The sequence below is a fragment of the Pedobacter sp. NJ-S-72 genome (assembly GCF_053890575.1).
This window is the reverse complement of sequence record NZ_CM132681.1, coordinates 4,167,520-4,192,311: the sequence shown is the minus strand read 5'-3', so window position 1 is coordinate 4,192,311 and position 24,792 is coordinate 4,167,520. Positions and strand designations below refer to the sequence as shown.

34 protein-coding genes and 3 pseudogenes are annotated in these 24,792 nt (G+C 37.9%); 13 read left to right on the top strand and 24 right to left on the bottom strand.

Annotated elements, in window-relative coordinates:
- Positions 1-31: 31 nt before the first annotated feature.
- Genes ACWYN3_RS27775 through ACWYN3_RS27765 form a run of 3 tightly spaced genes read right to left on the bottom strand, consistent with a single transcriptional unit; the run spans position 32 to position 1,868 of the window.
- Positions 32-358, bottom strand: a complete 327-nt coding sequence (locus tag ACWYN3_RS27775) for an HAD-IC family P-type ATPase (protein ID WP_456217255.1) — start codon at positions 356-358, stop codon at positions 32-34.
- On the bottom strand, positions 322-1,377 hold the full coding sequence (locus ACWYN3_RS27770; protein ID WP_456217254.1) for an HAD-IC family P-type ATPase: 1,056 nt from the start codon (positions 1,375-1,377) through the stop codon (positions 322-324). Before ACWYN3_RS27770 ends, ACWYN3_RS27775 begins: the two co-directional genes overlap by 37 nt.
- Entirely contained in the window at positions 1,368-1,868 is a 501-nt protein-coding gene (locus ACWYN3_RS27765) for a P-type ATPase (protein ID WP_456217253.1), read from the bottom strand. Before ACWYN3_RS27765 ends, ACWYN3_RS27770 begins: the two co-directional genes overlap by 10 nt.
- A gap of 162 nt (positions 1,869-2,030) precedes the next feature.
- Here ACWYN3_RS27765 and ACWYN3_RS27760 point away from each other — a divergent pair, with 162 nt between their 5' ends.
- The 4 genes and pseudogenes from ACWYN3_RS27760 (at position 2,031) to tnpC (ending at position 5,649) form a co-directional block, all read left to right on the top strand.
- Positions 2,031-2,888, top strand: a complete 858-nt coding sequence (locus tag ACWYN3_RS27760; RefSeq protein ID WP_456217252.1) for an AraC family transcriptional regulator — start codon at positions 2,031-2,033, stop codon at positions 2,886-2,888.
- A 542-nt stretch (positions 2,889-3,430) separates the two neighbouring features.
- Positions 3,431-3,715, top strand: a complete 285-nt coding sequence (gene tnpA / locus ACWYN3_RS27755; protein WP_456217251.1) for an IS66 family insertion sequence element accessory protein TnpA — start codon at positions 3,431-3,433, stop codon at positions 3,713-3,715.
- A 1-nt stretch (position 3,716) separates the two neighbouring features.
- Complete coding sequence (gene tnpB, locus ACWYN3_RS27750) at positions 3,717-4,058, top strand: IS66 family insertion sequence element accessory protein TnpB (RefSeq protein ID WP_456217250.1); 342 nt, start codon at positions 3,717-3,719, stop codon at positions 4,056-4,058.
- Positions 4,059-4,108: 50 nt separating this feature from the next.
- Positions 4,109-5,649 (top strand): annotated as a pseudogene (gene tnpC / locus ACWYN3_RS27745) (IS66 family transposase).
- A 688-nt stretch (positions 5,650-6,337) separates the two neighbouring features.
- Here tnpC and ACWYN3_RS27740 read toward each other — a convergent pair.
- The 7 genes from ACWYN3_RS27740 to ACWYN3_RS27710 form a co-directional block, all read right to left on the bottom strand.
- Positions 6,338-6,913: a lanthionine synthetase LanC family protein gene (locus ACWYN3_RS27740; protein ID WP_456217249.1), complete on the bottom strand. Its 576-nt coding sequence runs from the start codon at positions 6,911-6,913 to the stop codon at positions 6,338-6,340.
- On the bottom strand, positions 6,910-7,311 hold the full coding sequence (locus ACWYN3_RS27735) for a hypothetical protein (RefSeq protein WP_456217248.1): 402 nt from the start codon (positions 7,309-7,311) through the stop codon (positions 6,910-6,912). Before ACWYN3_RS27735 ends, ACWYN3_RS27740 begins: the two co-directional genes overlap by 4 nt.
- Positions 7,312-7,503: 192 nt before the next feature.
- Positions 7,504-7,899, bottom strand: coding sequence for a hypothetical protein (locus tag ACWYN3_RS27730; RefSeq protein ID WP_456217247.1), 396 nt, complete (start codon positions 7,897-7,899; stop codon positions 7,504-7,506).
- Entirely contained in the window at positions 7,883-8,473 is a 591-nt protein-coding gene (locus ACWYN3_RS27725) for a hypothetical protein (protein WP_456217246.1), read from the bottom strand. Before ACWYN3_RS27725 ends, ACWYN3_RS27730 begins: the two co-directional genes overlap by 17 nt.
- 33 nt (positions 8,474-8,506) lie before the next feature.
- Positions 8,507-9,082: a hypothetical protein gene (locus tag ACWYN3_RS27720; protein WP_456217245.1), complete on the bottom strand. Its 576-nt coding sequence runs from the start codon at positions 9,080-9,082 to the stop codon at positions 8,507-8,509.
- Positions 9,079-9,738, bottom strand: coding sequence for a hypothetical protein (locus ACWYN3_RS27715; protein ID WP_456217244.1), 660 nt, complete (start codon positions 9,736-9,738; stop codon positions 9,079-9,081). Before ACWYN3_RS27715 ends, ACWYN3_RS27720 begins: the two co-directional genes overlap by 4 nt.
- Before the next feature lie 107 nt (positions 9,739-9,845).
- Positions 9,846-10,400 (bottom strand): DUF5675 family protein, encoded by a 555-nt coding sequence (locus tag ACWYN3_RS27710; protein ID WP_456217243.1) that lies wholly within the window; start codon positions 10,398-10,400, stop codon positions 9,846-9,848.
- 106 nt (positions 10,401-10,506) lie between these two features.
- Between ACWYN3_RS27710 and ACWYN3_RS27705 the strand changes: the two genes are divergently transcribed.
- The 5 genes from ACWYN3_RS27705 to ACWYN3_RS27685 all read left to right on the top strand — a co-directional run bounded on the left by ACWYN3_RS27705 (position 10,507) and on the right by ACWYN3_RS27685 (position 14,698).
- Positions 10,507-10,956, top strand: a complete 450-nt coding sequence (locus ACWYN3_RS27705) for a cysteine peptidase family C39 domain-containing protein (RefSeq protein ID WP_456217242.1) — start codon at positions 10,507-10,509, stop codon at positions 10,954-10,956.
- Positions 10,946-12,421 carry an ABC transporter transmembrane domain-containing protein gene (locus ACWYN3_RS27700; RefSeq protein ID WP_456217241.1) on the top strand — a complete coding sequence of 492 codons (1,476 nt, stop codon included), beginning with the start codon at positions 10,946-10,948 and terminating at the stop codon, positions 12,419-12,421. The genes ACWYN3_RS27705 and ACWYN3_RS27700 overlap by 11 nt, the downstream gene beginning before the upstream one ends.
- Before the next feature lie 203 nt (positions 12,422-12,624).
- Positions 12,625-12,756 carry a hypothetical protein gene (locus tag ACWYN3_RS27695; RefSeq protein ID WP_456217240.1) on the top strand — a complete coding sequence of 44 codons (132 nt, stop codon included), beginning with the start codon at positions 12,625-12,627 and terminating at the stop codon, positions 12,754-12,756.
- 30 nt (positions 12,757-12,786) lie between these two features.
- Positions 12,787-13,947 carry an HlyD family secretion protein gene (locus ACWYN3_RS27690; protein WP_456217239.1) on the top strand — a complete coding sequence of 387 codons (1,161 nt, stop codon included), beginning with the start codon at positions 12,787-12,789 and terminating at the stop codon, positions 13,945-13,947.
- 595 nt (positions 13,948-14,542) lie between these two features.
- A complete protein-coding gene (locus ACWYN3_RS27685) occupies positions 14,543-14,698 on the top strand; it encodes a hypothetical protein (protein ID WP_456217238.1) in 156 nt (51 codons plus the stop codon).
- A gap of 247 nt (positions 14,699-14,945) precedes the next feature.
- Here ACWYN3_RS27685 and ACWYN3_RS27680 read toward each other — a convergent pair whose 3' ends face one another.
- The 4 genes and pseudogenes from ACWYN3_RS27680 to ACWYN3_RS27665 all read right to left on the bottom strand — a co-directional run.
- Positions 14,946-15,440, bottom strand: coding sequence for an alpha/beta hydrolase family protein (locus ACWYN3_RS27680; RefSeq protein WP_456217237.1), 495 nt, complete (start codon positions 15,438-15,440; stop codon positions 14,946-14,948).
- Positions 15,441-15,546: 106 nt separating this feature from the next.
- Positions 15,547-15,849, bottom strand: a complete 303-nt coding sequence (locus ACWYN3_RS27675; RefSeq protein WP_456217236.1) for an alpha/beta hydrolase — start codon at positions 15,847-15,849, stop codon at positions 15,547-15,549.
- Positions 15,850-16,333: 484 nt separating this feature from the next.
- Positions 16,334-17,116: an SDR family oxidoreductase gene (locus ACWYN3_RS27670; protein ID WP_456217235.1), complete on the bottom strand. Its 783-nt coding sequence runs from the start codon at positions 17,114-17,116 to the stop codon at positions 16,334-16,336.
- 49 nt (positions 17,117-17,165) lie between these two features.
- A pseudogene (locus tag ACWYN3_RS27665) lies at positions 17,166-17,396 on the bottom strand (DoxX family protein); the annotation flags it as partial.
- Between the two features lie 350 nt (positions 17,397-17,746).
- On the opposite strand from ACWYN3_RS27665, the gene ACWYN3_RS27660 reads away from it, so the two are divergent.
- Complete coding sequence (locus tag ACWYN3_RS27660; RefSeq protein WP_456217234.1) at positions 17,747-17,938, top strand: winged helix-turn-helix transcriptional regulator; 192 nt, start codon at positions 17,747-17,749, stop codon at positions 17,936-17,938.
- A 205-nt stretch (positions 17,939-18,143) separates the two neighbouring features.
- Here ACWYN3_RS27660 and ACWYN3_RS27655 read toward each other — a convergent pair.
- Positions 18,144-18,284 (bottom strand): annotated as a pseudogene (locus tag ACWYN3_RS27655) (transposase); the annotation flags it as partial.
- Between the two features lie 49 nt (positions 18,285-18,333).
- Here ACWYN3_RS27655 and ACWYN3_RS27650 point away from each other — a divergent pair.
- Positions 18,334-18,537: a hypothetical protein gene (locus tag ACWYN3_RS27650; RefSeq protein WP_456217233.1), complete on the top strand. Its 204-nt coding sequence runs from the start codon at positions 18,334-18,336 to the stop codon at positions 18,535-18,537.
- A 70-nt stretch (positions 18,538-18,607) separates the two neighbouring features.
- Here ACWYN3_RS27650 and ACWYN3_RS27645 read toward each other — a convergent pair whose 3' ends face one another.
- From ACWYN3_RS27645 to ACWYN3_RS27625, 5 genes are all read right to left on the bottom strand, one after another.
- Positions 18,608-19,207 (bottom strand): hypothetical protein, encoded by a 600-nt coding sequence (locus ACWYN3_RS27645; protein WP_456217232.1) that lies wholly within the window; start codon positions 19,205-19,207, stop codon positions 18,608-18,610.
- Between the two features lie 372 nt (positions 19,208-19,579).
- A complete protein-coding gene (locus tag ACWYN3_RS27640; protein WP_456217231.1) occupies positions 19,580-20,008 on the bottom strand; it encodes a hypothetical protein in 429 nt (142 codons plus the stop codon).
- Between the two features lie 11 nt (positions 20,009-20,019).
- On the bottom strand, positions 20,020-20,322 hold the full coding sequence (locus ACWYN3_RS27635; protein WP_456217230.1) for a hypothetical protein: 303 nt from the start codon (positions 20,320-20,322) through the stop codon (positions 20,020-20,022).
- A gap of 73 nt (positions 20,323-20,395) precedes the next feature.
- Complete coding sequence (locus tag ACWYN3_RS27630; protein ID WP_456217229.1) at positions 20,396-20,893, bottom strand: relaxase/mobilization nuclease domain-containing protein; 498 nt, start codon at positions 20,891-20,893, stop codon at positions 20,396-20,398.
- On the bottom strand, positions 20,890-21,261 hold the full coding sequence (locus tag ACWYN3_RS27625; RefSeq protein ID WP_456217228.1) for a plasmid mobilization protein: 372 nt from the start codon (positions 21,259-21,261) through the stop codon (positions 20,890-20,892). Before ACWYN3_RS27625 ends, ACWYN3_RS27630 begins: the two co-directional genes overlap by 4 nt.
- 717 nt (positions 21,262-21,978) lie before the next feature.
- Between ACWYN3_RS27625 and ACWYN3_RS27620 the strand changes: the two genes are divergently transcribed.
- Both ACWYN3_RS27620 and ACWYN3_RS27615 read left to right on the top strand, forming a co-directional pair.
- Positions 21,979-22,371 (top strand): IS110 family transposase, encoded by a 393-nt coding sequence (locus ACWYN3_RS27620; protein WP_456217227.1) that lies wholly within the window; start codon positions 21,979-21,981, stop codon positions 22,369-22,371.
- A 36-nt stretch (positions 22,372-22,407) separates the two neighbouring features.
- Positions 22,408-23,061, top strand: coding sequence for an IS110 family transposase (locus tag ACWYN3_RS27615; RefSeq protein ID WP_456217226.1), 654 nt, complete (start codon positions 22,408-22,410; stop codon positions 23,059-23,061).
- Between the two features lie 117 nt (positions 23,062-23,178).
- On the opposite strand, the gene ACWYN3_RS27610 is transcribed toward ACWYN3_RS27615, so the two are convergent.
- The 4 genes from ACWYN3_RS27610 to ACWYN3_RS27595 are packed head-to-tail and all read right to left on the bottom strand — an operon-like array spanning position 23,179 to position 24,749.
- Complete coding sequence (locus ACWYN3_RS27610) at positions 23,179-23,388, bottom strand: hypothetical protein (RefSeq protein WP_456217225.1); 210 nt, start codon at positions 23,386-23,388, stop codon at positions 23,179-23,181.
- The gene (locus tag ACWYN3_RS27605) at positions 23,361-23,876 is read right to left on the bottom strand and encodes a DUF5712 family protein (RefSeq protein ID WP_456217224.1); all 516 of its coding nucleotides are present in this window, start codon (positions 23,874-23,876) and stop codon (positions 23,361-23,363) included. Before ACWYN3_RS27605 ends, ACWYN3_RS27610 begins: the two co-directional genes overlap by 28 nt.
- A 23-nt stretch (positions 23,877-23,899) precedes the next feature.
- Positions 23,900-24,157 carry a DUF5712 family protein gene (locus tag ACWYN3_RS27600; RefSeq protein WP_456217223.1) on the bottom strand — a complete coding sequence of 86 codons (258 nt, stop codon included), beginning with the start codon at positions 24,155-24,157 and terminating at the stop codon, positions 23,900-23,902.
- A 1-nt stretch (position 24,158) separates the two neighbouring features.
- Positions 24,159-24,749, bottom strand: coding sequence for a BfmA/BtgA family mobilization protein (locus ACWYN3_RS27595; RefSeq protein ID WP_456217222.1), 591 nt, complete (start codon positions 24,747-24,749; stop codon positions 24,159-24,161).
- Between the last annotated feature and the right edge of the window lie 43 nt (positions 24,750-24,792).

The window sequence follows — 24,792 nt, the reverse complement described above, 5'->3', positions numbered from 1 at the left end:
GTGTCATAAATTATATTAAAAAAACTAATGATTACCTCAATAGTCTAAGTCCGCTTAAAATAACCAGTACCGTACTTCCCTCATGACCAACCACACCTTCGGGTAGATTGATCATCCCTCCAATAAAATTTAAGGTAACTAATGTCAGTGCTACCGCAATCGCAAACACAATATTTTGTTTAATTACCCTGTCTGTTCTTCGGCCTAATTTTATTGCGAAAGGTATGTTTTCAATATTGTCCTTCATTAAGATAACATCCGCTGTTTCCATAGCGATGTCTGTACCGCCGCTTCCTATAGCAATTCCAACTGAAGCTGTCGCTAATGCCGGAGCATCATTGATACCATCACCCACCATAGCAACTTTACCATATAAACTTCCAACTTTTGTACAACTTCCACTTTTTGTTGAGGCATTAACTCTGAATAAACATCTTCAATCCCTGCCTGCTTTGCTATAGCCAATGCTGTTGTATTGCTGTCCCCGGTTAACATGGCAGTTCTGATCCCCATATCCCGTAGGTCACTTATTATTTTCTTGACCCAAGGCCTGATTTTATCTTGAATGGTCATCACACCGATTAATTTCTGACCTGCTGCAATAAATATAACAGTCTTGCCTTCTTCTTCTAATTGCGATGCAATTTTATCGTGCGTCTGGTCAATAAAAACACCAGTAATCATATTTCTTTTTCCAATACTGTATTCAACCAGATCTAACGAAGCCTGAACTCCCAAACCATGAATGGCCTGTAATCCTACTGGTCGTGTTAAAGGAATATTTTTTTCAATAGCAGCCTGAACAATTGCTTTTGCAATTGGATGTTCTGAAAGTGTTTCAACGCTTGCTGTCACACGAAGTAATTCATCTCTGAATGAATAAGAGCCAAACGGTAAAATATCTACTAATTTTGGCTGTCCAACGGTAAGTGTACCTGTTTTATCAAAAGCAACTACCTTCACCCCACCTATATTTTGTAGGTGTACGCCTCCTTTAAATAAAACACCATGCCTGGCGGCATTAGATATTGCGGATAACATCGCAGGCATGATAGAAGACACGAGCGCACATGGTGAGGCGACTACCAGAAAAATCATTGCCCGATATATAGTTTGATCCCAATTCCAACCTAAGAGATACGGTGGCAAAACCATTAACAGAACAGCGATTAATACCACAACCTTTGCATATATCCCTTCAAACTTTTCTAAGAAAAGCTGTGCAGGCGGTTTTTCATTTTTTGCCTCCTGCACCAGATGGATGATTTTAGCCAGAACAGTTTCTTCTGCCGGACTTGTTACACTGATCTCAATAGCTCCCTGCCCATTAATTGTACCAGAAAAGACTTCATCACCTTTTGTTTTATCTACTGGCAAAGGTCTCCTGTAATAGAGGATTGATTAATCGCCGAATATCCTTCTGAAATAATACCGTCTGCGGAAATCCGCTCTCCCGGACGAACCAATATGGTATCTCCTGGTTTTAGAACATCTATTTTTACAATTCTTTCTACGCCATTTTCCAAAAGAACCGCTTGTTCAGGGCGCAGGTTCATAATTGACTCAATATCCTTGTTTGTCCGCTCCATTGTATAGCCTTCCAAAGCACCGCTTAAGGAAAATATAAATATTAGGATTGCACCGTCCATCCAATATCCAATCACCGCAGCACCAATTGCGGCAACAACCATTAACAGATCAACGTCAAGGTCTTTATCCTTAAAAAGTGTTTCTAATCCTTCTAATGCTTTTTGATAGCCACCTATCAGATAAGCAAGGACATAAAAAGTAATTTCAATTCCTCTACTCTCCTGCTTACCTGCTACCCAGGCTAGAATAATGAAGATTAAACATCCCCCTGTAACCACTGCTGCACCATGTTTCTCCCATATAATTCAGAAGATAGGCGGTTTTCAGGTTTAGACATAACAAGCTCTGCCATACTATCGGTTTTAATTAGAATGTAAAATTACAACGACCATGAAAACCAGAACAGGTATAAAACCGATGTTTTTCGGTAGCTTTAAGACATGAAAACTTTACAGCTATTTCAGGATGTTGAGGTGACCATTAAAGAAATCACCACCAATACATCGGGTTTACACAAACATCATTTCTTTGAGATGATCTATGTTCTAGAAGGATCAGGCATCCATAATATCAATAACAATCATTTTGAATTTTCAAAGGGAGATATATTCCTGCTGACACCAGATGACGCGCATACTTTTAGAATTGAAAGCCCAACCAAGTTCTGCATTATCGATTTTACGGAGAATTTTTTCTCCAGGAGTCCTTTCAGACAGGAAGAGAAGATGGACGTTGGGGTTTTTTTTAAACGGTTAGAATACATATTCCACAACCATCATAACACCAAGGGAAATCTTGTGAATGAATCAGATAGGAACGTATTCGAGGTATTAATTAGCCAACTGATACAAGAGAAGGAAAAGCAGTTGTCCTTTGCAAACATCATCACTCAAAATATCGTTTTTTTACTACTTCACTTAATTGCAAGAAATATCCAGCAAAATATCATCAGCTTTTCTAAAATTCACAATCCAAAAGACCGGATTCATGAAATTACAGTTTACATTCAACAACATATCTACGACAAGGAATTGATTAAAATAGAAAACATTTCCGCTCACTTCAATAAATCCCCTGATCATTTGAACAGGTACTTCAAACAACAAACAGGTAACACAATTAAAGATTACATTACCCGATATAAATTAGAACTGATTAAAACCCGCCTGAAATATAGCGATCTTACGATTTCAGAGATTGCCAATGAAATGAACTTTACAGATGAAAGCCATTTAAACAAAACTTTTAAAAGTGTATTTGGACAGACGGCCTCTCAATTTAAGAAAATATCAAAATGATTATTTCATTATTTGGCTCATAAAACCCCTTATAAGTTGCTTTTGGCCAGTGAATAAGACTATTATTTAGACCTAAAGACTATCCTAAATTAGTACTTGAAGTCAGCGCCACATAAAAGAAATTGTAATTCAAAATATAACGAGATAGTTAAGAAATCTGCTGAAGAAACGGAATCAAACAAATTCTTCTTAACATTTTGCATACGTGGATTAATATTTTCCAGAATACCTGGGAAAACTTGGTCTCTATTCATTTCATAGAAACGATCAATCAAAACTTGATTTAAGTGGCGGATTCTTTTATAAAATTCCGCCACTTTCTTTTTAAATAATTTATACGAGTTAGTTTGTTATATATATCATCTCTTTAATCAGGAAGTATAGTCTCCGCCCAATTAACGCGATCTGCCTTGTGGTTTGTTCTGTTCGTTTGTGTTTTCGGCGGAATTTATTCCATGTTGCCCAATATCCTGAACCAATGTATCCGCCCTACCTACAAAGTGCATATTTGATCTGTGACAAGTGCTTTCTAGCTTTGTTGGATGAATATATCAGAAGAAAAACGGAGCCATATGCTTTCTTTGGTTAGTCAATGGCGCAATAGTACTCAGACCCAACAGGAATTTTGTTCCTTTCATGGGATTAAGGTTGGCACCTTCGGTTACTGGATTAGTGTTAGTAAAGAAGAGAAAGGTTTATCAGGTTTCAGGGAAGTTCTACCTAAAGGTATCACTGATCAAAAAATAGAGATCACTTATCCCAACGGGGTTAAAGTGCATGCCGGTAGTGACCTCAATCTTATTGCCAGGCTAATTCATCTCTATTAGGATGTTCTCACTAGGATCTTCCCACCGTTTCTATCTTTATTCGGGGCATTGTGATATGCGCAAAAGTTTTGACGGGTTATGTGGATTGGTAAGTTCAAGTATGCAGCGTTCAGCTACAAGTGGTGAAGTATTTGTATTTCTGAATCGCAGTAAGACACATATCAAACTGCTCCACTGGGAAAGAGGAGGCTTTGTGCTTTATTACAAAAGATTGGAATCTGGTACTTTTTCTTTGCCAAAGCACAATGATGTATTAACATTAGAATGGAGCGACCTGGTGCTAATGGTAGAGGGCATCCATGTTGTAAAGAGTATACGAAAAAAACGCTATTCATTAGTTTAAAAACAAGCTTTCTACTTGTTAAGTCGCTGGTAAATTCGTATTTTTAGGGTATGGAAACGGCATTAAAAAACCTATCGAAAGAGGACCTTTTAAAGGTCATTTCCTGTCGTGATGAAAAAATAGAATCCCTTTCCCAGGAGCGGAACTACCTGAAATCGCAGGTCGAAATGCTCAGGCGCATGCAGTTTGGACAGAAACGAGAACGCTTTGAAGGTGATCCCAATCAGGCCATACTTCCCTTTGAAGCTGAACCCGAAGCTATATTAATAGAACAGGAAAAGATCAATCAAAAGATTGAATACATCCGCAAACGCCCAAATCATCATCATGGACGTGCTAAACTACCCGGGCACCTTCCTGTAGAAGAAGTTGAGATCTATCCTGAAGGTGACTTGAGCGGTATGGTATGCATCGGTAAGGAAATCACCGAAGAATTGGAATGTGAACCAGCTCGCTTTTTTATCAAACGTTACATTCGTTATAAATATACCACCAAAGCTGGGGAAGGTGTGAAAATCGCAGAACTCCCTGAACGGGTAATTGATAAAGGTATTCCTGGTTCAGGGCTATTGGCATCGATACTTACCGATAAATATATGGACCACCTTCCCTTGTATCGCCAAAAACAACGCTTTGCGAGGGAAAATATTCAAATACCTTCCTCAACCATCGAAGGCTGGACCAAAGAGGCCCTGAATAAATTGGAACCACTTTATGATCAGCTACTCTTGGATACAAAAACAAAAGGCTACCTGCAGGTCGACGAAACGCCAATCAAAGTGCTTGATAGTGATAAGAAAGGGGCTTGTCACCAAGGATACTATTGGGTGTTCATGCCCCATTAGATGGTACAGTATTGTTTGATTATAGTCCTACCCGCGGCAGTAGTGCACCTGCGCCTATATTGAGTAATTTTTCCGGCTACCTCCAAACTGACGGCTATATTGTATACGAAAAGTATGCACGAAAAAAAGAAATTACCCACCTGGCCTGCTGGGCACATACACGCAGAGAGTTTGAAAAATCCTTAAATAATGATAAACCGCGAGCCGAAAAAGCGTTATTACTTATCCAAAAGCTATATGCTGTAGAACGCAAGGCTAAAGAAGCTGAACTGGATCCTGCAAAAATAAAAGATCTTCGCCTGGCCGAATCATTGCAGGTGATCAATGAAATTGGTAAATGGATCTTTGAAGAAATAAAAACAACACTTCCAAAAAGTCAAATTGGTAAAGCCATGGCCTATGCCTATGCAAGATGGGATGCTTTATCTGCTTACCTGTATGATGGGAATCTAAAAATTGATAACAATCTCTGCGAAAATGCACTTAAGACCAATTTCTTTGGGTTATGTAAAGTTTTACATAATACTGGAAGAAAAAATTACCTCTTTGCTGGTTCTCATGAAGCAGCACAAAGGGCAGCAATGCTATATTCTTTTATGGGTACCTGCAAGAAAAATGATGTCAATCCATTTGAATGGCTAAGGGACATCCTTATCAGGATACCGGAACATCATGCAAATAAATTACAGGAATTACTCCCACAAAACTGGGTCAACAGTACTAAAGCACCTGATTTAGGTACTTAGCCGATGGCTTACGATTAATCGCCTTCGCTACTGTATTTCCACTAAATCCACGAGACTCCCGTAATTTTTGCAATGTTTGTCCTAGGGTTATCATAACGCAAATATAGAGATGCAAGCTAGATGAAAATATCAATAAATATTATTTACACTTTTCAAACACGCTTTTCACCGAACGCTTACGATTCAACTATAAGAATACGACATTTAGGAAATTAATCAAAAGCAAATAAGATTTCAGGCAATCGGCTATTAATCTATTATCAGCCAAATTCAGCTTAGCTAATCCGTAATTGAATAAAAAATTACTTTTTAGCTCGAAAACATTGACTTCTCGCAATTCTTCATTAACCTCATAAGAATCAGAGGTATTACTTAAATAATTATTATTTAAAGCGGAAAGTCTGATGCTGGATATCAGATATTTCGGATTAGGTTTCACTAAATTACTCTCGTATTTATTTAAAGTATTCAAAATAGTTTTAGCGCATATTTGCCAATGTGTGTGTTGATAGTAAATCGTTGAGTGTAAAAAAACAACTTGCAGTATGTTTTAAATCGACAATTGATATGTTTGCAGCTTGATTATTCTTAGAGTGAAGAGATCTTATCTTTTTTTGCAGGAATTCGTGTATGTAACTTATTATTGTATATGTAGATTTTTCAACTACCTGCTCATTAATTCTTAGATTTAGAAATTTGGAATAAAAAACACATAATAGGCCGATGTTTTTTTTAAGAACTCTTGCCGAGGTTCTTTTATGAACATTGCACCGTTATTTATCAAGGTTTTGTATATTTCATCGCTAAGTATTACTAGGCATTCTTCTATATAGATTTTGTTAAATCTATTTGATCTAGGATTTCTGGTCTTATGTCTTGATGCTAAATATAGGAGCTTCCCTAGGCTGCCATTATTAAGATAGAAATTATCATCTGGTTTGTGGATTATTGATCTGTAAATTCTATCGTCAATATCTGATAAAATTTCATCCGTATTAATGTTTAAAAAGTCATTTTTAGAGATCCATTCAATCGCCCAGGCAATACCAGACAAACCATTTGCAAAACCCGTATCATTTGTGTCGTTAATATTTTCACTTATTTCGTTGAGAAGAGTTATAGCTTTATCCTCAAAAAACTCATTATTGGTAAATCTAAAAAGAAGAAAATTAAGAATAGCGTATCCAGCTTTCCCATTTTGGAGACCGTTGTTCAAACCCTTTAAATCCAGATTTTGAAATTGTTTAATTAGGCTGTCTTTCATTCTGAAGGTAATTTGAATCTCCCCGAATTTTTCATCAATAATTTGTAATCCTTAGAGCTTAAATTCATTCCCTTATCAAAATTCTCAATTAGTTCTGGTATAAGTCCGTAAGAATTCTTGTTTAAAAAATAAATATTTCCGGTATTGGTATTTATGAGACGAAATTTACCTCGGTTGGTTTTGAAAAGATCAATCTCTAGGATTTTAGAAAAAATAACCTTTGACAAATAATCAATTTCCAAACATTCATTCTCCATGCATATTATTTCATTGTGTTGTAAATCACATAACTTATTGTAGTTTAAAAGCACTTCGTCTATTGATAATATCGTGTCAAATGGAATAAAACATAATTTTTGAGTCTGTATTAGTTTTGAAATTAAAACATCTTCCTGCAAAAGAGAACTGGCACTAACAAATTGTATGCTTTTATTTTTTGTTGAGTTAAAGGCTTCTTTTATTTCTAATGAGGGCTTAATTCAATAATTATAAAATTTACTTTAAAGTTCTTATTTAAATATTGTATCAGAATCAGTATGCTTTCAAGTGTTTTTTTTGTGTATATTTTGTAGGGAATTAGAAAAGTAAGGTCATTTAGTATTTTTTTTTTTTTTTGCCAAAGCAAATTCACGTATTAACTCTATCACAGGAAGACTGCAGGAATCTTTATCTATCGAATTAAATGAATCTGCAAAAGGGTTAGAATGCACATAATTGGTTTTGCAAAAAAGTGTTTCACTCTCTTTTTTTGAAACGCCGCTATAATGCAAAATTTTAGTCCGATTCCAACAAGAAAGCTTGTCCATAGGCCAACAAAAATCCAGCTCTTTATTTGTCAGAACTTCAACATTATTTAACCAAGCATTCCATAACAAAACCCACATATCGGCACACCATGCTTGTATACCTTTAAACTCTGACCTTCGTATTTGTTTTTCAATATATGCTTTTTCAGCTCTTGCATTATTATCATTTGTTAAAATCATACAATTCCTCGCAATTTTGCTCAATCTTGTCCCAAAATTTGTAGGATAAATTTTTGAGAATATATTGTGCCCCACCTACGTGATTATTATTTAGTAATACCAAATCCGGTTTGATTCCAATAATATTACACATGCTCAGGAAGGTGTTTTCATTGGATGATTGTATGATATATTGATAATTTAAATAAGAAGCTGTATCTGAAATATACCAAGTATCAGTATGTTCTAGTTCTTTAAAATTTGGCAATTCTCTAAATAATACATCTGAATCGATATAGAAAATGGTAGATTTCTCTAAAAAAGGTACAAACTTATAATGTTGACTAATGATGTGCGGACGAATAGAAGAGGGATAAAAACTCCGCTCCCTTTTGTCTGGGTAGGTATAAAATAAAGCGTCTTTATTTAGAGCTATAAAATCTTGAAAATGTTTTTGCAAACCAACTTTGGCATCATAGCCAATCAAAACATGTATGTCTTCGGGAGCAACACCTAGTTTTTTTAAGTTAAACAATTGAAGTTGTATTTGCCATAGAAAATAATAATGATCAGGCTGAGCGGTAATAAATATCATGGGTTAATATGAAGAAAGTACTTGTTAGCACTATTATTTTACTAATAAGACGGATTCTATGAAAGATGAAATAATTTTTTGTTCATCAGTATTGAGAGTATTCTTCCCTTTATTAACTGCAACTGACAGGGCCTGTAAAGGGTAATTTTCCTTATCAAAGTGTACATAACACAGATACTGATAAAAAGAATTTACCTTAAAAACACCTTTTGAAGCATACTTATATTTTAAGGGGAGATTGTTCCATTCAAAGACCTGAATACTGTCTCTTGTTTCTTTTAAATATTCATTCACATCTGCATTCAGATCGTCAAGAGGCAAATGGTTTTGATTTCTCTTAAATGATCTTAATTGAATTAATATTCCATCAGCATTTAAATCTTCTTTAGATTTATATATCCAACAATCATCATCTCGCTTTTTTGAATCAGAATCAGTTGAATCAACTACCCATTTATCAGGTAAAGAAACCAGGTAATTAGTGCCAAAATTCGCTTTTACAATAATATTCTTTGACTGAGCAAATCCTTTTTCAGCGATCAAGGGTACTAAAGCAACGAAAAAGAGAACAGAATTAATTAAGATACGCATGTAGGCTGTTTTTATCATCTTTTATATTCTCTTAAGGTCTTTTGAAAAAAATGTAGTTCTTCAGCTAATTCACCATCAACTATGCCTTTATAATATTTTTCAAAATTTAAAAGATAATTTTGAGCACTGTCGTTCTTGCTCATTGCAGCAGTAAAAAGAGCCTGGATTTGATTGATTGTTTTTTCAAGATTTGCATTTTCTGGATTTAGTTTTAAAAAAGATCTATAATTTTTTAAAACTAAATTTGATTTTCCAGCGCTTAAATAAGGAAAGTCAGGTGAAATTTTTCTTTCGAAACTGATTTTGCTATTCTTTAAGAAAAATCTATCTCTAAACAAACTTGTTCTTTTTTTTGTAAACTTTCCATCCACGTTTAAAATATAGATTGTTTCTATTAAGAGGGCATTATTCACTTTTTGAATTGTGCATTCCTCTATAGCGCTATAGAATTTAAGTAAATTGTTAGGTGTTTCTATGACCTTAAATTCTGAATACAGTTTTTGACCTTTAAATTTTATTGGCAATTCATTAGCGTATACAACGTTGATCGTTTTATTTGAAATAGTAAATTTCAAATGTTTATGTGTATCTACAGGAAGTTGCGCATGAATGCTTTGACAAATGGAGAAGCAAAATAACACAAGAATTTTTATACTGTCATTTATTTTAAGCATAGGGAATTAGATTTTAACAAATACATGAATTCTAGATTTTTTAACTTTTTTTTACAAAGGAATAAAAATGAGTCAAACAAGCTATTTGACTCATCTGTTTTTTGTATTTAATCAGGAACAAAAGCATCCACAATTCTTATTATAACATTTCCATAACCATTTCCTAGAATAAAGGCATTTAATGACGATAATGTATTTTGACTATTACCAACAAAGCCATTGCTATAAGTTGATCCAGGTAATAAACAACCTTCGGTATCACCGCCAGTATTACCTGCGTGTATCTTAATGTGTCTACTTGTAGATACACCGCCATTATACAATTCGAAACTTCCTTTGTTTGTTGGATTATGATTAAGGTTATAATCGCCTGCTGGAATACGTTGGTCATTTCCGCTACCAAAAGAAGATGGGCCACCAGGTTCTAACATATAGCCGGACACTGATGAGCCAGGCATCGTACTTCCTCCTGTAGCTGAAAAATAAGAGGCAGTATACGCGGTGGAGCCTGAGCCGCCTTGAGCAAAACGTGTAATTGTTATGATTACAGGGAAAGTGGTAATTAGACTAGTTCCACCTAGAACTTTTTCTTGATCAATTTCCCTTAAGCAAATCATTTCTTCCTCGAGCTGGTTAAGCGTCATTCTTTTTAATGTTCTCATAGATTGTTAATTTTTAATAATTTATTTATTAATAAAAATATATATTAACTCTCAGATTTTCAAGCAAAAAAGCATATTTTGGTAAATCATTTACCGAAATTTCTTAATGAAGCTTAATAAATTCCCTTGCGACAGACAACTCGATATGATGGATTGCGGTCCTGCATGTTTGAAAATGATTGCTAAATACTATGGTAGGTATTATTCTTTACAGCATCTCAGAGATCAATGTGGCCTAACTAAAGAGGGGGTGTCTTTTTTAAATCTAAGTCATGCTGCTGAAGAAATTGGTTTGCGTACACTATCACTAAAATGCAGCATGCAGGATTTGTTGTATAAAGTACCGTTGCCGGCCATTATTCATTGGGATGATAGCCATTTTGTGGTGGTTTATAAAGTGTCATCACGTGGAATCATATATGTCTCGGACCCAGCTAAAGGGTACATAAGGTATGATACCAGGGAGTTTGCCGCAAAATGGCTAAAAATCGAGTCTCTCTTCTTCAGCCAACCTAGACAACGATGGTGTACAGCGCGGAGTACTAATGGCCATTGAAACGCAAGCAGATTTTAGCCAGCGGGAGGGAGACGAAAAAATATCTCGAAAAAAAACATTTCAAAATTTTTTGGCTTATTTTAAACCTTACAAAAAAAGTTTTGTAAACCTGTTTGTTGTAATGCTATTGGTAACTATTTTACAGGGCTTGTTACCTTTTATAAGTAAAGCTGTTATTGATGTTGGTATTCAAACGCATGATATAGATTTCATAAATATTGTCTTAATGGCAAATGTTGCAATTATTGTAAGTGTTCTGCTTAGTAATCTAGTAAGGGATTGGATCTTGTTGCATGTAACCTCAAGAGTAAACATTGCACTTATATCTGATTATCTCATCAAACTTATGCGCTTGCCTATTACGTTTTTTGAAAATAAAATGACCGGTGATATTTTACAAAGGGCACAAGACCACGAACGTATCCGCGATTTTATTATGAATAACTCGTTAAACATGATTTTTTCTACTTTAACTTTTGTAGTTTTTAGTGTGATAATGTTTATTTACAATCCCATTATTTTTTACATTTTTTTAGTGGGAAGTTTAATTTATGTGTTATGGGTAATGGGCTTTTTAAATATCCGCAAGAAGTTAGATTGGGAGTATTTTGAATTGATATCTAAAAATCAGAGTTATTGGGTGGAAACTATTGCGAGCATTCAGGACATTAAAATTAATAATTATGAGAAACAAAAACGGTGGAAATGGGAAGATATACAGGCACGTTTATACAAAGTAAACCTACGTGTGTTAGGTATAACGAATACACAAAATCTGGGAGCTCAATTTATTGACAGTTTAAAAAATCTTTTCATTACCTTTTATTGCGCCAAAGCGGTGATTGCTGGTGAAATTACTTTTGGTGTAATGATTTCTACCCAGTTTATTATTGGAATGCTAAATGCACCCGTTGTACAGTTTATTCAGTTTATTATATCTTTCCAATTTGCTAAAATCAGCTTTATGCGCCTTAATGAAATACATCAGCTTACTGATGAGCATGATGACGTTGGGAGTAATAGTGTTGAACTACCTGAAAATAAAAACTTAGTAATCAATAATGTCGCATTTCAATACAGTCCTAAAGGGCAGTTGGTTCTGAAAGGCATTCATATTATCATCCCGGAAGGAAAAATTACGGCTATTGTTGGCGATAGTGGTAGTGGGAAATCAACTCTTCTAAAACTATTATTACGTCTTTATAAGCCTAGTTATGGCGAAATTATGATTGGGAATATGAATATAAACAACATAAGTCTCAAACAATGGAGAGATAAATGTGGAGCTGTGATGCAGGATGGAAAAATATTTAATGATACCATAATGAACAATATTGTTTTAGATGATGAAAAAGTCGATTATGAAAGATTGAAGAAGGCTTTAAATACTGCCAATATTGGACCTGAAATAGAGCAATTACCATTAGGTTACCAGACCATGATGGGTAACAAGGCAGGGGGCTAAGTGGTGGTCAGAAGCAGAGGATTTTAATTGCACGCGCCCTATACAAAAACCCCGATTATTTATTTTTTGATGAAGCAACTAATTCACTGGACACTATTAATGAACAAAAGATAACAACAGCCCTTGATGAGGTATTTAAAGATAAAACGGTTATAGTAGTAGCTCATCGACTGAGTACCATAAATAAAGCCGATCAGATTATTGTGATGCAAGGTGGAATGGTCGTCGAAGTTGGTAAACATGACACTTTAATGGAACATAAAGGTCGGTACTTCCAGTTGGTACAATCGCAATTGGATTTAAGTACGAGCTTAAGTACTGAACAGCTCAATTGATTACACAAACTAAAGCCCGATAAAACAACGATGGAAGAAAATGTCTATTTTGCAAATGCTCGTAGTGAAGAGGTACAAACTATCATAGAACGCATGCCCACGCGTTTTGGTTTTTGGATTACAATAATCGTCGTATTTATTTTTGTATTAATGGCCTTTTTTGGATGGATTGTGCGGTACCCTGATATTGTTTCTGGACAAATTACGATCAATGCGAATTCTGCACCTATAAAATTGGTGGCCAACGGTTCAGGAAAAATTAAATTAAATGGAATAAAATCCATGGAAGAAGTTGATGAAGGCCAAATCATTGCTTATCTTGAGAACTCCACGGATCTGAAAAATCTTATCTTTATAGATAGTTTACTTCAATCATATAATCCAAGTTCGGATGAAATTATAAACATCCATCAGAAACTACCTCATAATTTGTCTTTAGGTGAACTCAATCTAAAATACTATTCATTTTCAAACGCCTTACAAGGTTTTATTAATTATAAACAAGATAAATTAATGGATAAACAATCAAGAAATTTTGAAGAACTTTTAAATGAGCAACGTAAAGCAATTAATAGTGTCGAGAAACGATTGGGTATGAGTGAAAATAGTTTAAAGTATTCAAACAAATTCTATAGCCGTGATTCTGTTTTATTTAAGAAAAGAGTTATTAGTGAATCGGAATTGGATAAAACCGAAATGAATTATTTATCCGCTAAGGATGCCTATCAAAATGCGGTAAATAACCTTATTAGTGCTAAACAGGCAGCGCAACAAACAAAGAGCAAAATAGAGGAATTGAATATCCAAAAACCAGAAAAAGAAAAGGAACTTCGCATTGCTTTAATTTCTGCTTATAATGATCTAGTCGACAATATTAAAAGTTGGGAACAAAAATATGTATTTAAGGCACCATTTAAAGGCTGTGTACAATTTCTGAAATTCTACTCTGAGAATCAATTTGTCCAAAACGGCGAGCAGGTATTTACTATTATTCCTAAGCATGAAAAAGCTTTAGGCCAGTTGATATTACCAGCACAGGGCTCTGGTAAAATCAAAGTAGGGCAGGAAGTAATTGTAAAATTGGACAATTACCCCTACATGGAATATGGATCTGTTACCGGCAGGGTAAACTCTATTTCACTGACACAAGTACTGCTAAAACAGAAACAAGCGAAGTCGACACCTATATGATTCTCGTTGACTTCCCTAACCAACTTAAGACAAACTATGGTAGTAATCTAGATTTTAAGGCAGAAGCGAAAGGATTAGGAGAGATTATTACGAATGACAGAAGACTTATACAAAGGTTGTTTGATAATTTGAAATATGTGATGAAAAAATAAAGAAGGTGACCCCCTACCCTCTCTCAGGCAATTTAGCGGCCATTTTTAACCCGAAATGAGGAGGAGTGTTCGCTTTACGAAAGACGTACCTTTTGCTTGTTTCGCACTATTCGTTGCCTTTAGATCCGCCCCCAGTATATTTAAAAAATATCTCTGCAATACCATTGTTAAGTTAGGTAAGATAATAAGCCAAGTGGCGCTGATAAAATTCTTTTAACCAATCCTCCTAATAGCAAACACCCTATTAAAAAGGTGCTATTAATGTCCACGATCCCATGGCAGCAGATTTCCGATATCTAAAGGTCTTCTGCGAAAATCAAAACGGTCGAGAGGTTTAAATTAGGTGATGCTCATTAAAGATCGATAAGCTTAAAATTAATGATTTTCTTCCATTTTGGCAAAATCCTTTAATGGAGCCTGCATTTTGGTTAACATGATTAGTTATGATTCCTCATTCCTGGAAAGATGACATCAACATCAGTAAGGATATTGCAGCCGAAACATTCGATACCACGAATGATACATTATACTTTCGCTATTTCGCCATTACGATGATTCAGACACAGGTTTCTCTCGTAATCCTATTCAACTTTGCTTGATGGGGTTCCAGACCGGATTTCTGGTTACCACCTTTTAACCCGTGCTCACACAAATATGATCATCAGGCCATATCCGTGTGGGTTATGCTTTCATCCCGATACCTGGGAGATTGGAATCGCACTAATACAGAACTACAGTTAAATGCATCCCTGTGTTCTACACTTTCCTGCTCTCTCAGCAGTTCCGGTGTAAACGGATCGCAGATCAAAAGTGATGAAAAACCACTTCTTCAATCCGCATCAAGAGTTATTTGATCATGACATTGCCCTGCGGATTAGGATTCGATGCTAACCAGGTACAGGCGTCTATCCACGCATTATCATTCGGGTAGAGTGCGCTTCGAAGATAGGCTAGAGTAAGCCTTTGTACGGCTTGAACACGATCTGGGTTTTCATCTTTAGTCTCCGTTACCAGGTACCCAGAAATCCCGCCAAGCATATGTTCTCCGCCAAATAAAGTAACCAATGCATCTGCACCGGGACTCAGATAGTAGGCATCTGTAAACCACTCTGGCCCGAGTACGGTCAATGGAGATCTGTCGTTGTCGCCTGCAACTACAAGTGTTGGAATATTCATTTCTTTATAACTCTGGTCTAAATGGGGGAAATGCTCTTTAGCGAAAGGGCTCAAAGCATCACCGCCACGACCGCCAGCGCTGAGGAGAACACCAGCCTTTATACGCGGATCAGAAAGATTTTCACTTAAGCTGCCATCGACATTGATCACCCGGGTGCCTAGCAACGTTGAAGTGGTTTGGGCCCCAAAAGAATGTCCTACTGCTGCGATAAGATTTTTGTTCAACCGTCCTTTAAGACCTAAAACAGAATCTTCAATAAAATCCAATTGATCAAGAATACGCTTTGTGTCTTCTACTCGGTATTCTCCACATGTCGTACTTCCGTGGATCCTCCAGATATGCTTTGATCGCTTCACTATGGTCTGCTTTCGGATTTATGCTAAGCGTCCTTGAATCAAGATAAGTAGGCTGTATCACGATGAAACCGTGGGCTGCCCAGTAATTGACAATCGGACCATAGGCATCCGTTGAAGATCCAAAGCCGTGCGAGAAAATAATGATAGGCAAATTGCTGCCCGTTAATGGAGCAGAAACCCTGACCTGCAATTTATGGTCACGGCCAGGTGCCGACAATGTAATTGGGCTTTGAGAGACAACTGCTGCTGAGTTATCCGTAAGTTCATTTAATATGATTTGACTGATGCATCTATTTTATTTTAAAATTTAAAACGAATGTAAATTTACACCTGTTATAGTTTACTTTGTAATGGGTTTACCTTAGGAAACTGATTTCCTCGAGGAAACCACTATTAAAATGAAAAAAATGGACAACATAAATCAGGACGCTGTGCCCTATCCTTGTAGTTGCGGGAACTGTGTATTTTTCTTTCATGGAACAATGTGATTTCTTGAGTTTATTCAATCCATAAATATTTGTTTCTCTATTTGCTACTTGCGTTCGTTAATCTGTTAAGATTAGGGTGAATCATTATACTGGTCCTCGAATTGAATGTTGGCGATTAACTGTAAACGTTTGCTATAAATTGACTTACAGAAGTTGGTTTTCTATTTAAGAAATTGGACAAGGTATCATCTTCTTTGTCCATTGTTTGTTGTGCTATAGCTGTACCCCACATAGTGAACATACTAATGTACAATTCCGGTACACCCGCTTTTTCCATAATAATAGCTTAAACTCATTAACATCTGGAGATGTGTACTTGACTTTTTTATTCAATACTTCAGAAATATCTTGGGCTATGGCATTAAAACCAATGGATTCGGTATTGGTTAACGAATAGGTTTTATTTTTATGATCCTCTGTGGTTAAAACGTGGGCAGCAGCTTCAGCCAACTCTTCGCGAAGTACCCAACTTGCTTTTCCTGCTCCCCCTGGAAACAAAATATTTTCAGTCTCGGCCACTTTGTCGCCTACAAAAGCGAGTATCATTTCAGCATAAATACCATTTTGAAGTATGGTGTAGTCAATACCACTTTCTTTTAGATAGTTTTCAGACTTGACGTGAGAATTTTGGAAATCTGCTATGGATGAATCCTCATATCCAGGTTTTCTAACAAAGGAGGTATATACAATGCGATTGACTTTTGCTTCCTTGGAGGCTTTTATTATATTCTCATGATGTAACGTGCGGTTTTCAATAGCTTCTCTATTGTTGCTTGACACCAACAATAATTTATCTACTCCACGAAATGCCTGTACCATCGAACCGTGGTCGGTATAATCGCCTTCCTTGACATGTACTCCTTTTTCTTTTAAACTAATTGCTTTATCAGAATCTCTGACTAAAACTGAAATTTCTGTAGGATTTACTCCTTTTTCTAATAAATGTTCAACCGCTTTTGAACCAAACTGACCAGTTGCACCTGTTACTAATATCATATATCTATTTTTTTAATTTTGTGTCACAAATTATATCAATCATTAATTTTTATTTGTTTTGAGGTTTGTTGTGGCATACGTACGAAGCAATTAAAATTGCAAGAAAAACAATTCCTACAATAACCTTATCCGTAGGGTCGCCGACGGCATAATGTGCTATCGAGGCCGATAAGAACATAATTGCGAACCCAATGTATGCTGTCTCTTTTAGCAATCTAATAGGTAACCAAAGAAATACTGCACCGATAAGTTTTGTAATTCCCAATTCGATCCTGAAATAATCCCGGAAACCCTAAATGCGCCATTGATACTTTGACTTCAGGTTTGGTAAGGGTCTCAAACGCAATATATATCATCATTGCGGAAATGATTCCTGTTGTAACATAGTATGTGATTTTTGTAGCTTTTATTTTTTTTTTTTTTTCAAAATTTGATATTACAAAATTATGTATATTTACTAACTAAAATAGAGTAGTTACCCAAATGTAAGTAGTTACTTTTTGGTTAGTAGACCAAAAAAAAGAATTATGGCAAAGAATAAATTAGAGTATTCACCGGTACAATGTACAAACCGTCTATCAGCAACAGAGGACGCTTTATACGTTCTTGGGGGGGTGGACCATACGGGTTATGATTGCGATTTTAGGGGGACATACGAGGTTCAACGAATTACAACGTGCCGTAAAGGGTGTTTCCGCAAAAATGCTGTCAAGTGAATTGAAGAAATTAGAGGTAAACCATTTGGTTGAAAGAACTGTATTTGCCGACCAAACCCCTGTAATAGTAGAGTGTATCTCCCTACAGAGTACAGTCAATCGTTAAAAGATATTATTACTGCTTTGGCTCAATGGGGCGAAAAGCACAAAACGAAAATCACGACCAATAATTAAAATAGGCCAACATTTCGTGATGACTACAATTCGTATTCTCATTAGAACTTCACCGCTGAAGACATAAATTTCAGAATAGTTTTATAGGTATAGGCGTTTAGACCTCCCTTGTTAGCTATTGAATTCATTGACATTGATTAACTTTTAATCATCTTTCTCATTAACACATCGAACATTGTACCCATTTTAGACCTCCTATTGTATCGAAAATTTTATTCATTCAAATAATTCTGCATATGTTCTATACTGCAATGATGATGGATTCCTCTTAACCAACCCAAAAGGAAGTGGAAGCATATACAATCATCAAATAAAGGAGAAATAAAGATGCAAGTAGAGATTATCACCAAAGACGATTTAAGGCAGTTTAAGACTGAACTGCTGAATGAATTAAGCCATTGTGTTAAACCGCAGGAAAAGGTCAAAGAATGGCTTAAAAGCGCAGAAATACGGAACGGAAAAAGGATGGATCAGTACGGATGTTACCGATACGTGCTGGAACTACCACATTACCACTCCCGTAACGGCTAAAAGCGGGAACGGGGATGACTAGGAGCTGCCGTGTTCCGATTTCTATGATTTAAACAAATAATCAACTTATTTATCTAAATAATTTATTGAGCAGGTTAATTAAACCAACAGGAATAGTAACTATCAGTTCCACACAAAATCCAAAAACAGGCAAAAGTAAATACGCCCAAAAAGGATATTTAAACCTTGTTGTTGTGCCGTTGATAAAATTTTGAATTGCTGGCAAAATTTTGTCCAGGTAATGCCATAAGATCAAAAAAGTTAATACGATGTAACATGGAATTCTGGCTGTAAATGGAGAATTAAGCCCCATAAATGTCATATCCCAAATAAGTATATTTAGCCAGATTGGGATAGACATAAATGCGCCCGCCCAAATTACTGTGCGATTATAAGTAAGCAAAATTGCAACTATTATTTGAGAGTATCCTACAAACGATTTGAAAGGCTCATGATCTACCAGATACCAAGATAGATTAAATAAACCCACTTCTTTCAATGGCAAATCCATGGTCGCTAAAGTTACCCCAAACTGTCCATCTATGAGTTTAGAATAGCCGTATCGCCATAATGTATATGCCAACCAAATTCTCGCTGTCAATATAAAATAGTCCCACAATTTCGCTTTAGATAACTTCTCTGATTTAGGGGAGGGTATGTTTTCTGCCATTTGGTTTTTAGTATGCAAATGATTCATGTTCTACGTCAAGTAACTATCAACAAATTAAGTATTATTTATGGGCATTCTAAATATTAAACTTAGAACATAGGGATTTGCAAAGTCTGAAACCATGTGCAGGAAACCGGAGTAAACCACTCCCGTAAAGGCTAAAAGCGGGAACGGGGATGGCTAGGAGCTGCGGTGTTCTGCAGGCCGCAAATGAGCTGGGGGCAGGAAAGGCCTGCGACTTTGCAATCACACCCGACCTGTTAGATTGCATAATACTATTTTAACCTGGTTATGTCGTGCTTCAGTGACAAGCTCTTGAAGGGCAAGCCACTCTAACAGTCCCATCGAACGGTTAGAATGGCAGCTATATTTTTAAAGATGCTTGTTTAAAAGCAGGTAGGTAAGTACCAGAAATAAAGATCCTAATATAATCCAAACCAGCCACCCCATCATGACACGATAATATTCAGGGCTGCGCACCTGTTCCGGGAAAAGAGTTAACCTGAACTGCCTGACCACTGGTTTTGGGCCTTTTTCAATCATTTCAGTAACGCTTTCCATCCCTTTTTTTATCATGTAGCTGACCTCTGACAGGTCTGGTTGGGGAGCTTTGACAACAATGTTGTCGTTTTTTTGCTCAAAGCTGGCGATCAGTTGGATATTGTCTTTTACCAGCTTTTCAATAGTCTTATCCTTTTCAGCGATCTTTGCCCCAAAACTATCAATTGTTTTTTGTGTCTGTCCCCCTTGTTCAAGGAGATCTTTAAGAATCTCTGTTAGTGCTGTTTCATCTATATTCATAAGCTTTTATTTTACCTTGTTAAACCATGTGATTGTTTGCGTTCAGAACTTTCATGTTCACGCGCTCTTTCCTGTTTCAATACTTCCTGTTGCTGCGACAATTTTTCCTGTTTTTGTTGCTGCTCCTTAATTTGTTGCTGGATCAATTCCTTTTCAATCTTTGCAAGCGGATAACCCAGCTCACTTCCTTTAAATCTGACCGCCTTGTCATCGGTGATGGCGATTCCCCTTGCAAGTTCAACCTGATAGCCTTGTTTTTCCATCCGCGTTTTCACTTCCTTTACACTCTTTGACTTACTGATTGCCCACTCCAAAGTTTCTTTTAGCAGCTCTTTTCTCTTGTCCTGCCGTTTGTGCCGGGCTACCAGCTGCTCTGGTTTTAAGAACCTATTGGGACTTAAAACGGGTGAGGTGATAAACCTTTTCCATCTCCCGGCAAAATTCGGCCATACGTTTGTAACTATTACTGTCACTGGCGGTCTTGCCGTCATAGCCCACCCTGTTACCTACAATGTGCAGATGCTCATGCTCCGTGTCGGCATGCGTGATCACCACAAACTGATTCTGATCAAACTCAAACTCTTTAGCGAGGGCAATCCCGATGTCGATCTTTTGCTGTTTGTTCAATAGACCAGCATCCGCATGGGCAAGGCTAAGTGAGGCATGGAAGACAGATCTGGCCAGACCCGGATTCAGCTTACTCACTTCCACCATTTGCCTGACCACCTGCTTTTTGTTACCAAAGCACAGGTTGTAGTGGATCACCTCTGCCTGTTTCTTTGCGGCCTCAGCAAGCTGTAGATCAGGGGTGTCCTGCAACCTGCCATCATGCAGGTAATGCAGGCAGCCCCGGAAGCTTTTTCCAGTGGCAATTTTTCCGATCATTTCAGGTAGGATCTGACTTCTTCGACTGTCGCCTGAACTGCCCTGACTTCCTGGTTGAGCAGGGCCCTGTCCATTGCATTCAGGTCTTCCCCTGAATTGCGCCTTTTGGCAATCTGGTTCAGGTTCGCTGCCATGTGGTTCAGCATTCCGGTAAAAGCTAAAACTTCCTTTGGCAAAGTTTTGACTTTGAGTTTTGACGTACCGTTCAGGCCTAGCTCCCGGAGATAAACCGAGGCATTGGTGCCGACCTTTTTGGCATTGCCCTGGATCAGCTTCTTTTCGATGATGTTGCACATCACCGAAATTGAAGCATCACGCTTCAAGGCAGCCTTCGGCCTGCCTCCTTTATTTCTTTTTTTTATTTTCATTATGACTTATCATAAGCTCATCTTATCAATGGTTCATTGATTCATTAATTATCCGAATAAGCGCATCCTCAATGCACTTATTCAGCTCTTTTGGCGAAGCCCCCCATGAATCCGAAAGCGCAGCTCGGATGAATGGGGCCAGCGTATCGACAAGGTCGAAACATAGCTCATACTTTAGTACCCGTAATACAGGAGATGGATTTAAGAGTAACGAACACAAACATGCAACGTGATTTACGGATGCATAGCAAGAATTTACCTTACTATCGAAGGATTACCAGACGAGAGATCCAAGAGTATCAAACATTAACATGCAGCACCACCTTACCGGATGTATGCATAGCGAGACCGTACCTTGATTTTTCGTAATGCAAACAGGAGGATCGGGCCAGAGAGTACCTAACATAGCTTTACAGCATGATCTATTGCATGTCTAGCCAGAGATTACCTCCCTGATCGTCCTGTTTCGTTTATTTGTATTTAGTTATTAAACAACAAGATATTGATATAGAGAGAAGACGGCAAAAGAGCATCCACATAGCTTGCAACATCACCACCAGTGATGTATGCCTGAGCAAGAACTTACCTTTGCCGGATTCTTATCCATTGAGTCTCAATAGTATTTTAAGCCGGGAACTGGCTTCCTGAGCCTGTGTAGAATCATGAGTATAGACTGTGGGATATATCTCTCTGTTCAATTTTTATAACAATTCGATTATGAGCAAGAAAGTAACATTGAAACAGTGCCTGGGTATTGACGTATCCATGAAAAAGATCGATTGCTGCCTGTCCTTTTATACAGAGGATCTAAAGATCAGGGTGGTGGCAACAAGTGGATTCGAAAACAACCCTGCCGGATTTGTAAAGCTTCGGGAGTGGTTAAACAGAAAGCAGGATAATGGCCTTGCTCTGCATGTCAATATGGAAGCGACCGGTACCTACCACGAAGAGGCTGCCTATTTCCTTTGCGACATGGGTTATCGGTTGAGCGTTATCCAGCCCACTAAAGGCAAACAATATGCAAAGAGCCTGGATGAGAAGAATAAAACAGACAAGATCGATGCCAGTATGCTGGCACGGATGGGTTTGGAACGGGAGCTTACACGCTGAAACCGTCCGAATGAAAAGCTGCGCATACTGAAAAGAATGAGCAGGGAACGCATCGGTCTGATCAGGGACAGAAACGCCTTAACCAATCAGTTACATGCCCTGAACCATTCCTTTGATGCATTCGGACATAGCGTGGAGCGCCTGAAAGAACGCATTGCTTTAGCAACCAGACAGCTTGGTGAGATCGAAGTGCAAATGCGCGAACTCGCAGAAAGTGATCCTGAACTATCCCGCAGAACCAAACACGCTGTCACGATCCCAGGAATTAACTTTGTTACAGCCATTACGGTTATTGCTGAAACCGATGGCTTTGCCAATGTCGGTAACCGGCGGCAGCTGGTCAGTTATGTCGGTCTGGATGTGGTCATGAAAGAATCAGGTACGCTATCCTGGCGGCCCCATATATCCAAACGGGGCAATGCTTACATCAGGGCGGGGTTATATATGGCCGCAGTCAGCTCTATAATTCACAACAAAACCTTAAAGACTTATTTTAACCGGCTTAAGCAAAATGGCAAACCGGGAAAGACGGGTATCGTGGCCCTGGAAAGAAAACTCCTGATATTGATCTATACCCTTTATAAAAATGGTCAGGACTATGTCGAATATTATAACGGTACGGTTCAGGTTGATACCAGTTTACCGGATATCCCGGACAATGGGTCATTGCCAGGCCCTGAAAAGAAATAGCCCGCCGGGGGCGGGCTACAGTAGATGGTCTTTGCACTGCTGACAGGTCATAACCTCTTATGCCCGTAAAGATAGCAATTATTCCCTGTTTAGTATTAGCAGGTATAACATCAGCAGTTACATTTGATGACCATAGGATTGATCCTGTGACTGTCCTTTCTTTTTCTTTTTTTTTTTACGCTTAAAGGGATCAGGCTCGGGAGCAATATAGACGGGCTCCATTAAGATCTCCAGGAAGTTCGCTACTGTTTTACCGACACTTTCCAGCATACCTGCGCTAGTCTGGAACAGGCCTTCGCTCACACCAATGGCAAGTTCAGCAGCCATAGATTTACTCTGGTAATTCTGCGCGATGCCCCCTGCTCCAGCATGTCGAGCTGCTCCCGCTGGGCCAGGCTTCCGTTTTTCTGTATATTGGCGTAGGCCAGGGTTTCCTTCAGGTTCCGCTCAAAGTTGAATAGTTTATCAAAGACGGTTTCCCCGCACTGCTTGAAAGCCATACGGTCAAACTGTCCCATTTTTTTGGAATGTTCCGTATTGCGGCCCTTAGAGCTGTTCATCGGGCTGAGCTTGATCTTGTTGGTGATGTCCTTCCGGCTGACAATCACCTGAACGTGCATCTGGTTACCTGCCTTTTTTTCTCCGCGCTTTTTGGTGCCGTCCTGGACTTCCTTATCCTTATGGGTATAATAGCGGTGGTTTTCTACTTTAGCAAACCAGAGCAGGTCTTTGCTGCTGTTGATACCAGGACGCTTGAAGTTTTTGGCATATCCATCCATGACTTTTTCCGCATATTGTTTCAAAGCAGCTTTCAAGTCTTTTTCGCCAAATTGCTCCCTTAGGTGCTGGAGCTCTCCTTCTGGCTGGGGCTGATGTTGACCAGAAAAAATTTGGCTTCATTGCTGCCCAGTTTTGCTATATTCCCGTCCAGAGCCCGGCGTGCCTCATAGGCCTCAATTACCTGCCCTCGCTGGTTAAACCATAATTCTGGTTCGTTTTTTTGATCCAGGCGGTTTTCTTTTTCCAGGTAATGGACAAGGCCACCACTGCTGCCTTTATTTTTCGCCTCTTTATGGTCTGTGATGTTTATATACATGTTATAATAGATCAATCTGGTTTCTGGTGATCTGGATCAGTTCTTCTTTCTCTTTCCCGGAGGTCATCATGCCGAAGGCATCCCTGCTTTTGACATAGCTGTTCAGGATATGATGGAACTGATTTTTCAGCCGCTCCTTTGCGGACAGCTTGCCGGAGATGACCGTTAGTACTTTCTGTATCTCTGACTGCTGACCACTAAATAGTTGTTGGGCGGACAGGACGCTCTGTTGAATGGTCATCACGGCTTTATTGTGCCGATCCTGACCATTAAAAAAATCAACAATATTCCGCTGGTTACTGATCATCCTGGCTACCTCTCTTTTGATCGGGATCAGCAGCTCGCTCTCCTGGGTCTTGATGAAGCCGATGTATTCTTTATGTTGTTTAAGTAGTGTATTTTTCAGCAGTTCATCATTAATATCCAGTGGGTCTTTTTTACTGCGGTAGAAATAATCTACCATCTGCGCAAATACCACCCGGTTTGACCGGCCCAGCTTTAAAGCAATCTTTTCCATTTTAAGGCCGGTCTGTGGGTTGTATTTAATGGTTCTTAGTATTTCCCTGCCTGTGTTGATCTCTTGTATTGACATAAGCGTTTAGTTGTTAAGTTATCTATTCAGCATACCAGATATG

Bases quoted from the DNA above. Each gene is read 5' to 3' on its own strand.
- ACWYN3_RS27640 (WP_456217231.1), bottom strand. From the start codon at position 20,008: ATGAATATAGATGAAACAGCACTAACAGAGATTCTTAAAGATCTCCTT.
- ACWYN3_RS27730 (WP_456217247.1), bottom strand. From the start codon at position 7,899: ATGATTTTAACAAATGATAATAATGCAAGAGCTGAAAAAGCATATATT.
- tnpB (WP_456217250.1), top strand. From the start codon at position 3,717: ATGTTCTCACTAGGATCTTCCCACCGTTTCTATCTTTATTCGGGGCAT.
- ACWYN3_RS27720 (WP_456217245.1), bottom strand. From the start codon at position 9,082: ATGATAAAAACAGCCTACATGCGTATCTTAATTAATTCTGTTCTCTTT.
- ACWYN3_RS27725 (WP_456217246.1), bottom strand. From the start codon at position 8,473: ATGATATTTATTACCGCTCAGCCTGATCATTATTATTTTCTATGGCAA.
- ACWYN3_RS27740 (WP_456217249.1), bottom strand. From the start codon at position 6,913: ATGAAAGACAGCCTAATTAAACAATTTCAAAATCTGGATTTAAAGGGT.
- ACWYN3_RS27610 (WP_456217225.1), bottom strand. From the start codon at position 23,388: ATGGCTGCTGAACTTGCCATTGGTGTGAGCGAAGGCCTGTTCCAGACT.
- ACWYN3_RS27595 (WP_456217222.1), bottom strand. From the start codon at position 24,749: ATGTCAATACAAGAGATCAACACAGGCAGGGAAATACTAAGAACCATT.
- ACWYN3_RS27620 (WP_456217227.1), top strand. From the start codon at position 21,979: ATGAGCAAGAAAGTAACATTGAAACAGTGCCTGGGTATTGACGTATCC.
- ACWYN3_RS27760 (WP_456217252.1), top strand. From the start codon at position 2,031: ATGAAAACTTTACAGCTATTTCAGGATGTTGAGGTGACCATTAAAGAA.
- ACWYN3_RS27630 (WP_456217229.1), bottom strand. From the start codon at position 20,893: ATGATCGGAAAAATTGCCACTGGAAAAAGCTTCCGGGGCTGCCTGCAT.
- ACWYN3_RS27685 (WP_456217238.1), top strand. From the start codon at position 14,543: ATGATTCCTCATTCCTGGAAAGATGACATCAACATCAGTAAGGATATT.
- tnpA (WP_456217251.1), top strand. From the start codon at position 3,431: ATGAATATATCAGAAGAAAAACGGAGCCATATGCTTTCTTTGGTTAGT.
- ACWYN3_RS27660 (WP_456217234.1), top strand. From the start codon at position 17,747: ATGATTGCGATTTTAGGGGGACATACGAGGTTCAACGAATTACAACGT.
- ACWYN3_RS27715 (WP_456217244.1), bottom strand. From the start codon at position 9,738: ATGCTTAAAATAAATGACAGTATAAAAATTCTTGTGTTATTTTGCTTC.
- ACWYN3_RS27645 (WP_456217232.1), bottom strand. From the start codon at position 19,207: ATGGCAGAAAACATACCCTCCCCTAAATCAGAGAAGTTATCTAAAGCG.
- ACWYN3_RS27700 (WP_456217241.1), top strand. From the start codon at position 10,946: ATGGCCATTGAAACGCAAGCAGATTTTAGCCAGCGGGAGGGAGACGAA.
- ACWYN3_RS27625 (WP_456217228.1), bottom strand. From the start codon at position 21,261: ATGAAAATAAAAAAAAGAAATAAAGGAGGCAGGCCGAAGGCTGCCTTG.
- ACWYN3_RS27690 (WP_456217239.1), top strand. From the start codon at position 12,787: ATGGAAGAAAATGTCTATTTTGCAAATGCTCGTAGTGAAGAGGTACAA.
- ACWYN3_RS27775 (WP_456217255.1), bottom strand. From the start codon at position 358: ATGGTGGGTGATGGTATCAATGATGCTCCGGCATTAGCGACAGCTTCA.
- ACWYN3_RS27705 (WP_456217242.1), top strand. From the start codon at position 10,507: ATGAAGCTTAATAAATTCCCTTGCGACAGACAACTCGATATGATGGAT.
- ACWYN3_RS27600 (WP_456217223.1), bottom strand. From the start codon at position 24,157: ATGTATATAAACATCACAGACCATAAAGAGGCGAAAAATAAAGGCAGC.
- ACWYN3_RS27615 (WP_456217226.1), top strand. From the start codon at position 22,408: ATGAGCAGGGAACGCATCGGTCTGATCAGGGACAGAAACGCCTTAACC.
- ACWYN3_RS27710 (WP_456217243.1), bottom strand. From the start codon at position 10,400: ATGAGAACATTAAAAAGAATGACGCTTAACCAGCTCGAGGAAGAAATG.
- ACWYN3_RS27670 (WP_456217235.1), bottom strand. From the start codon at position 17,116: ATGATATTAGTAACAGGTGCAACTGGTCAGTTTGGTTCAAAAGCGGTT.
- ACWYN3_RS27650 (WP_456217233.1), top strand. From the start codon at position 18,334: ATGCAAGTAGAGATTATCACCAAAGACGATTTAAGGCAGTTTAAGACT.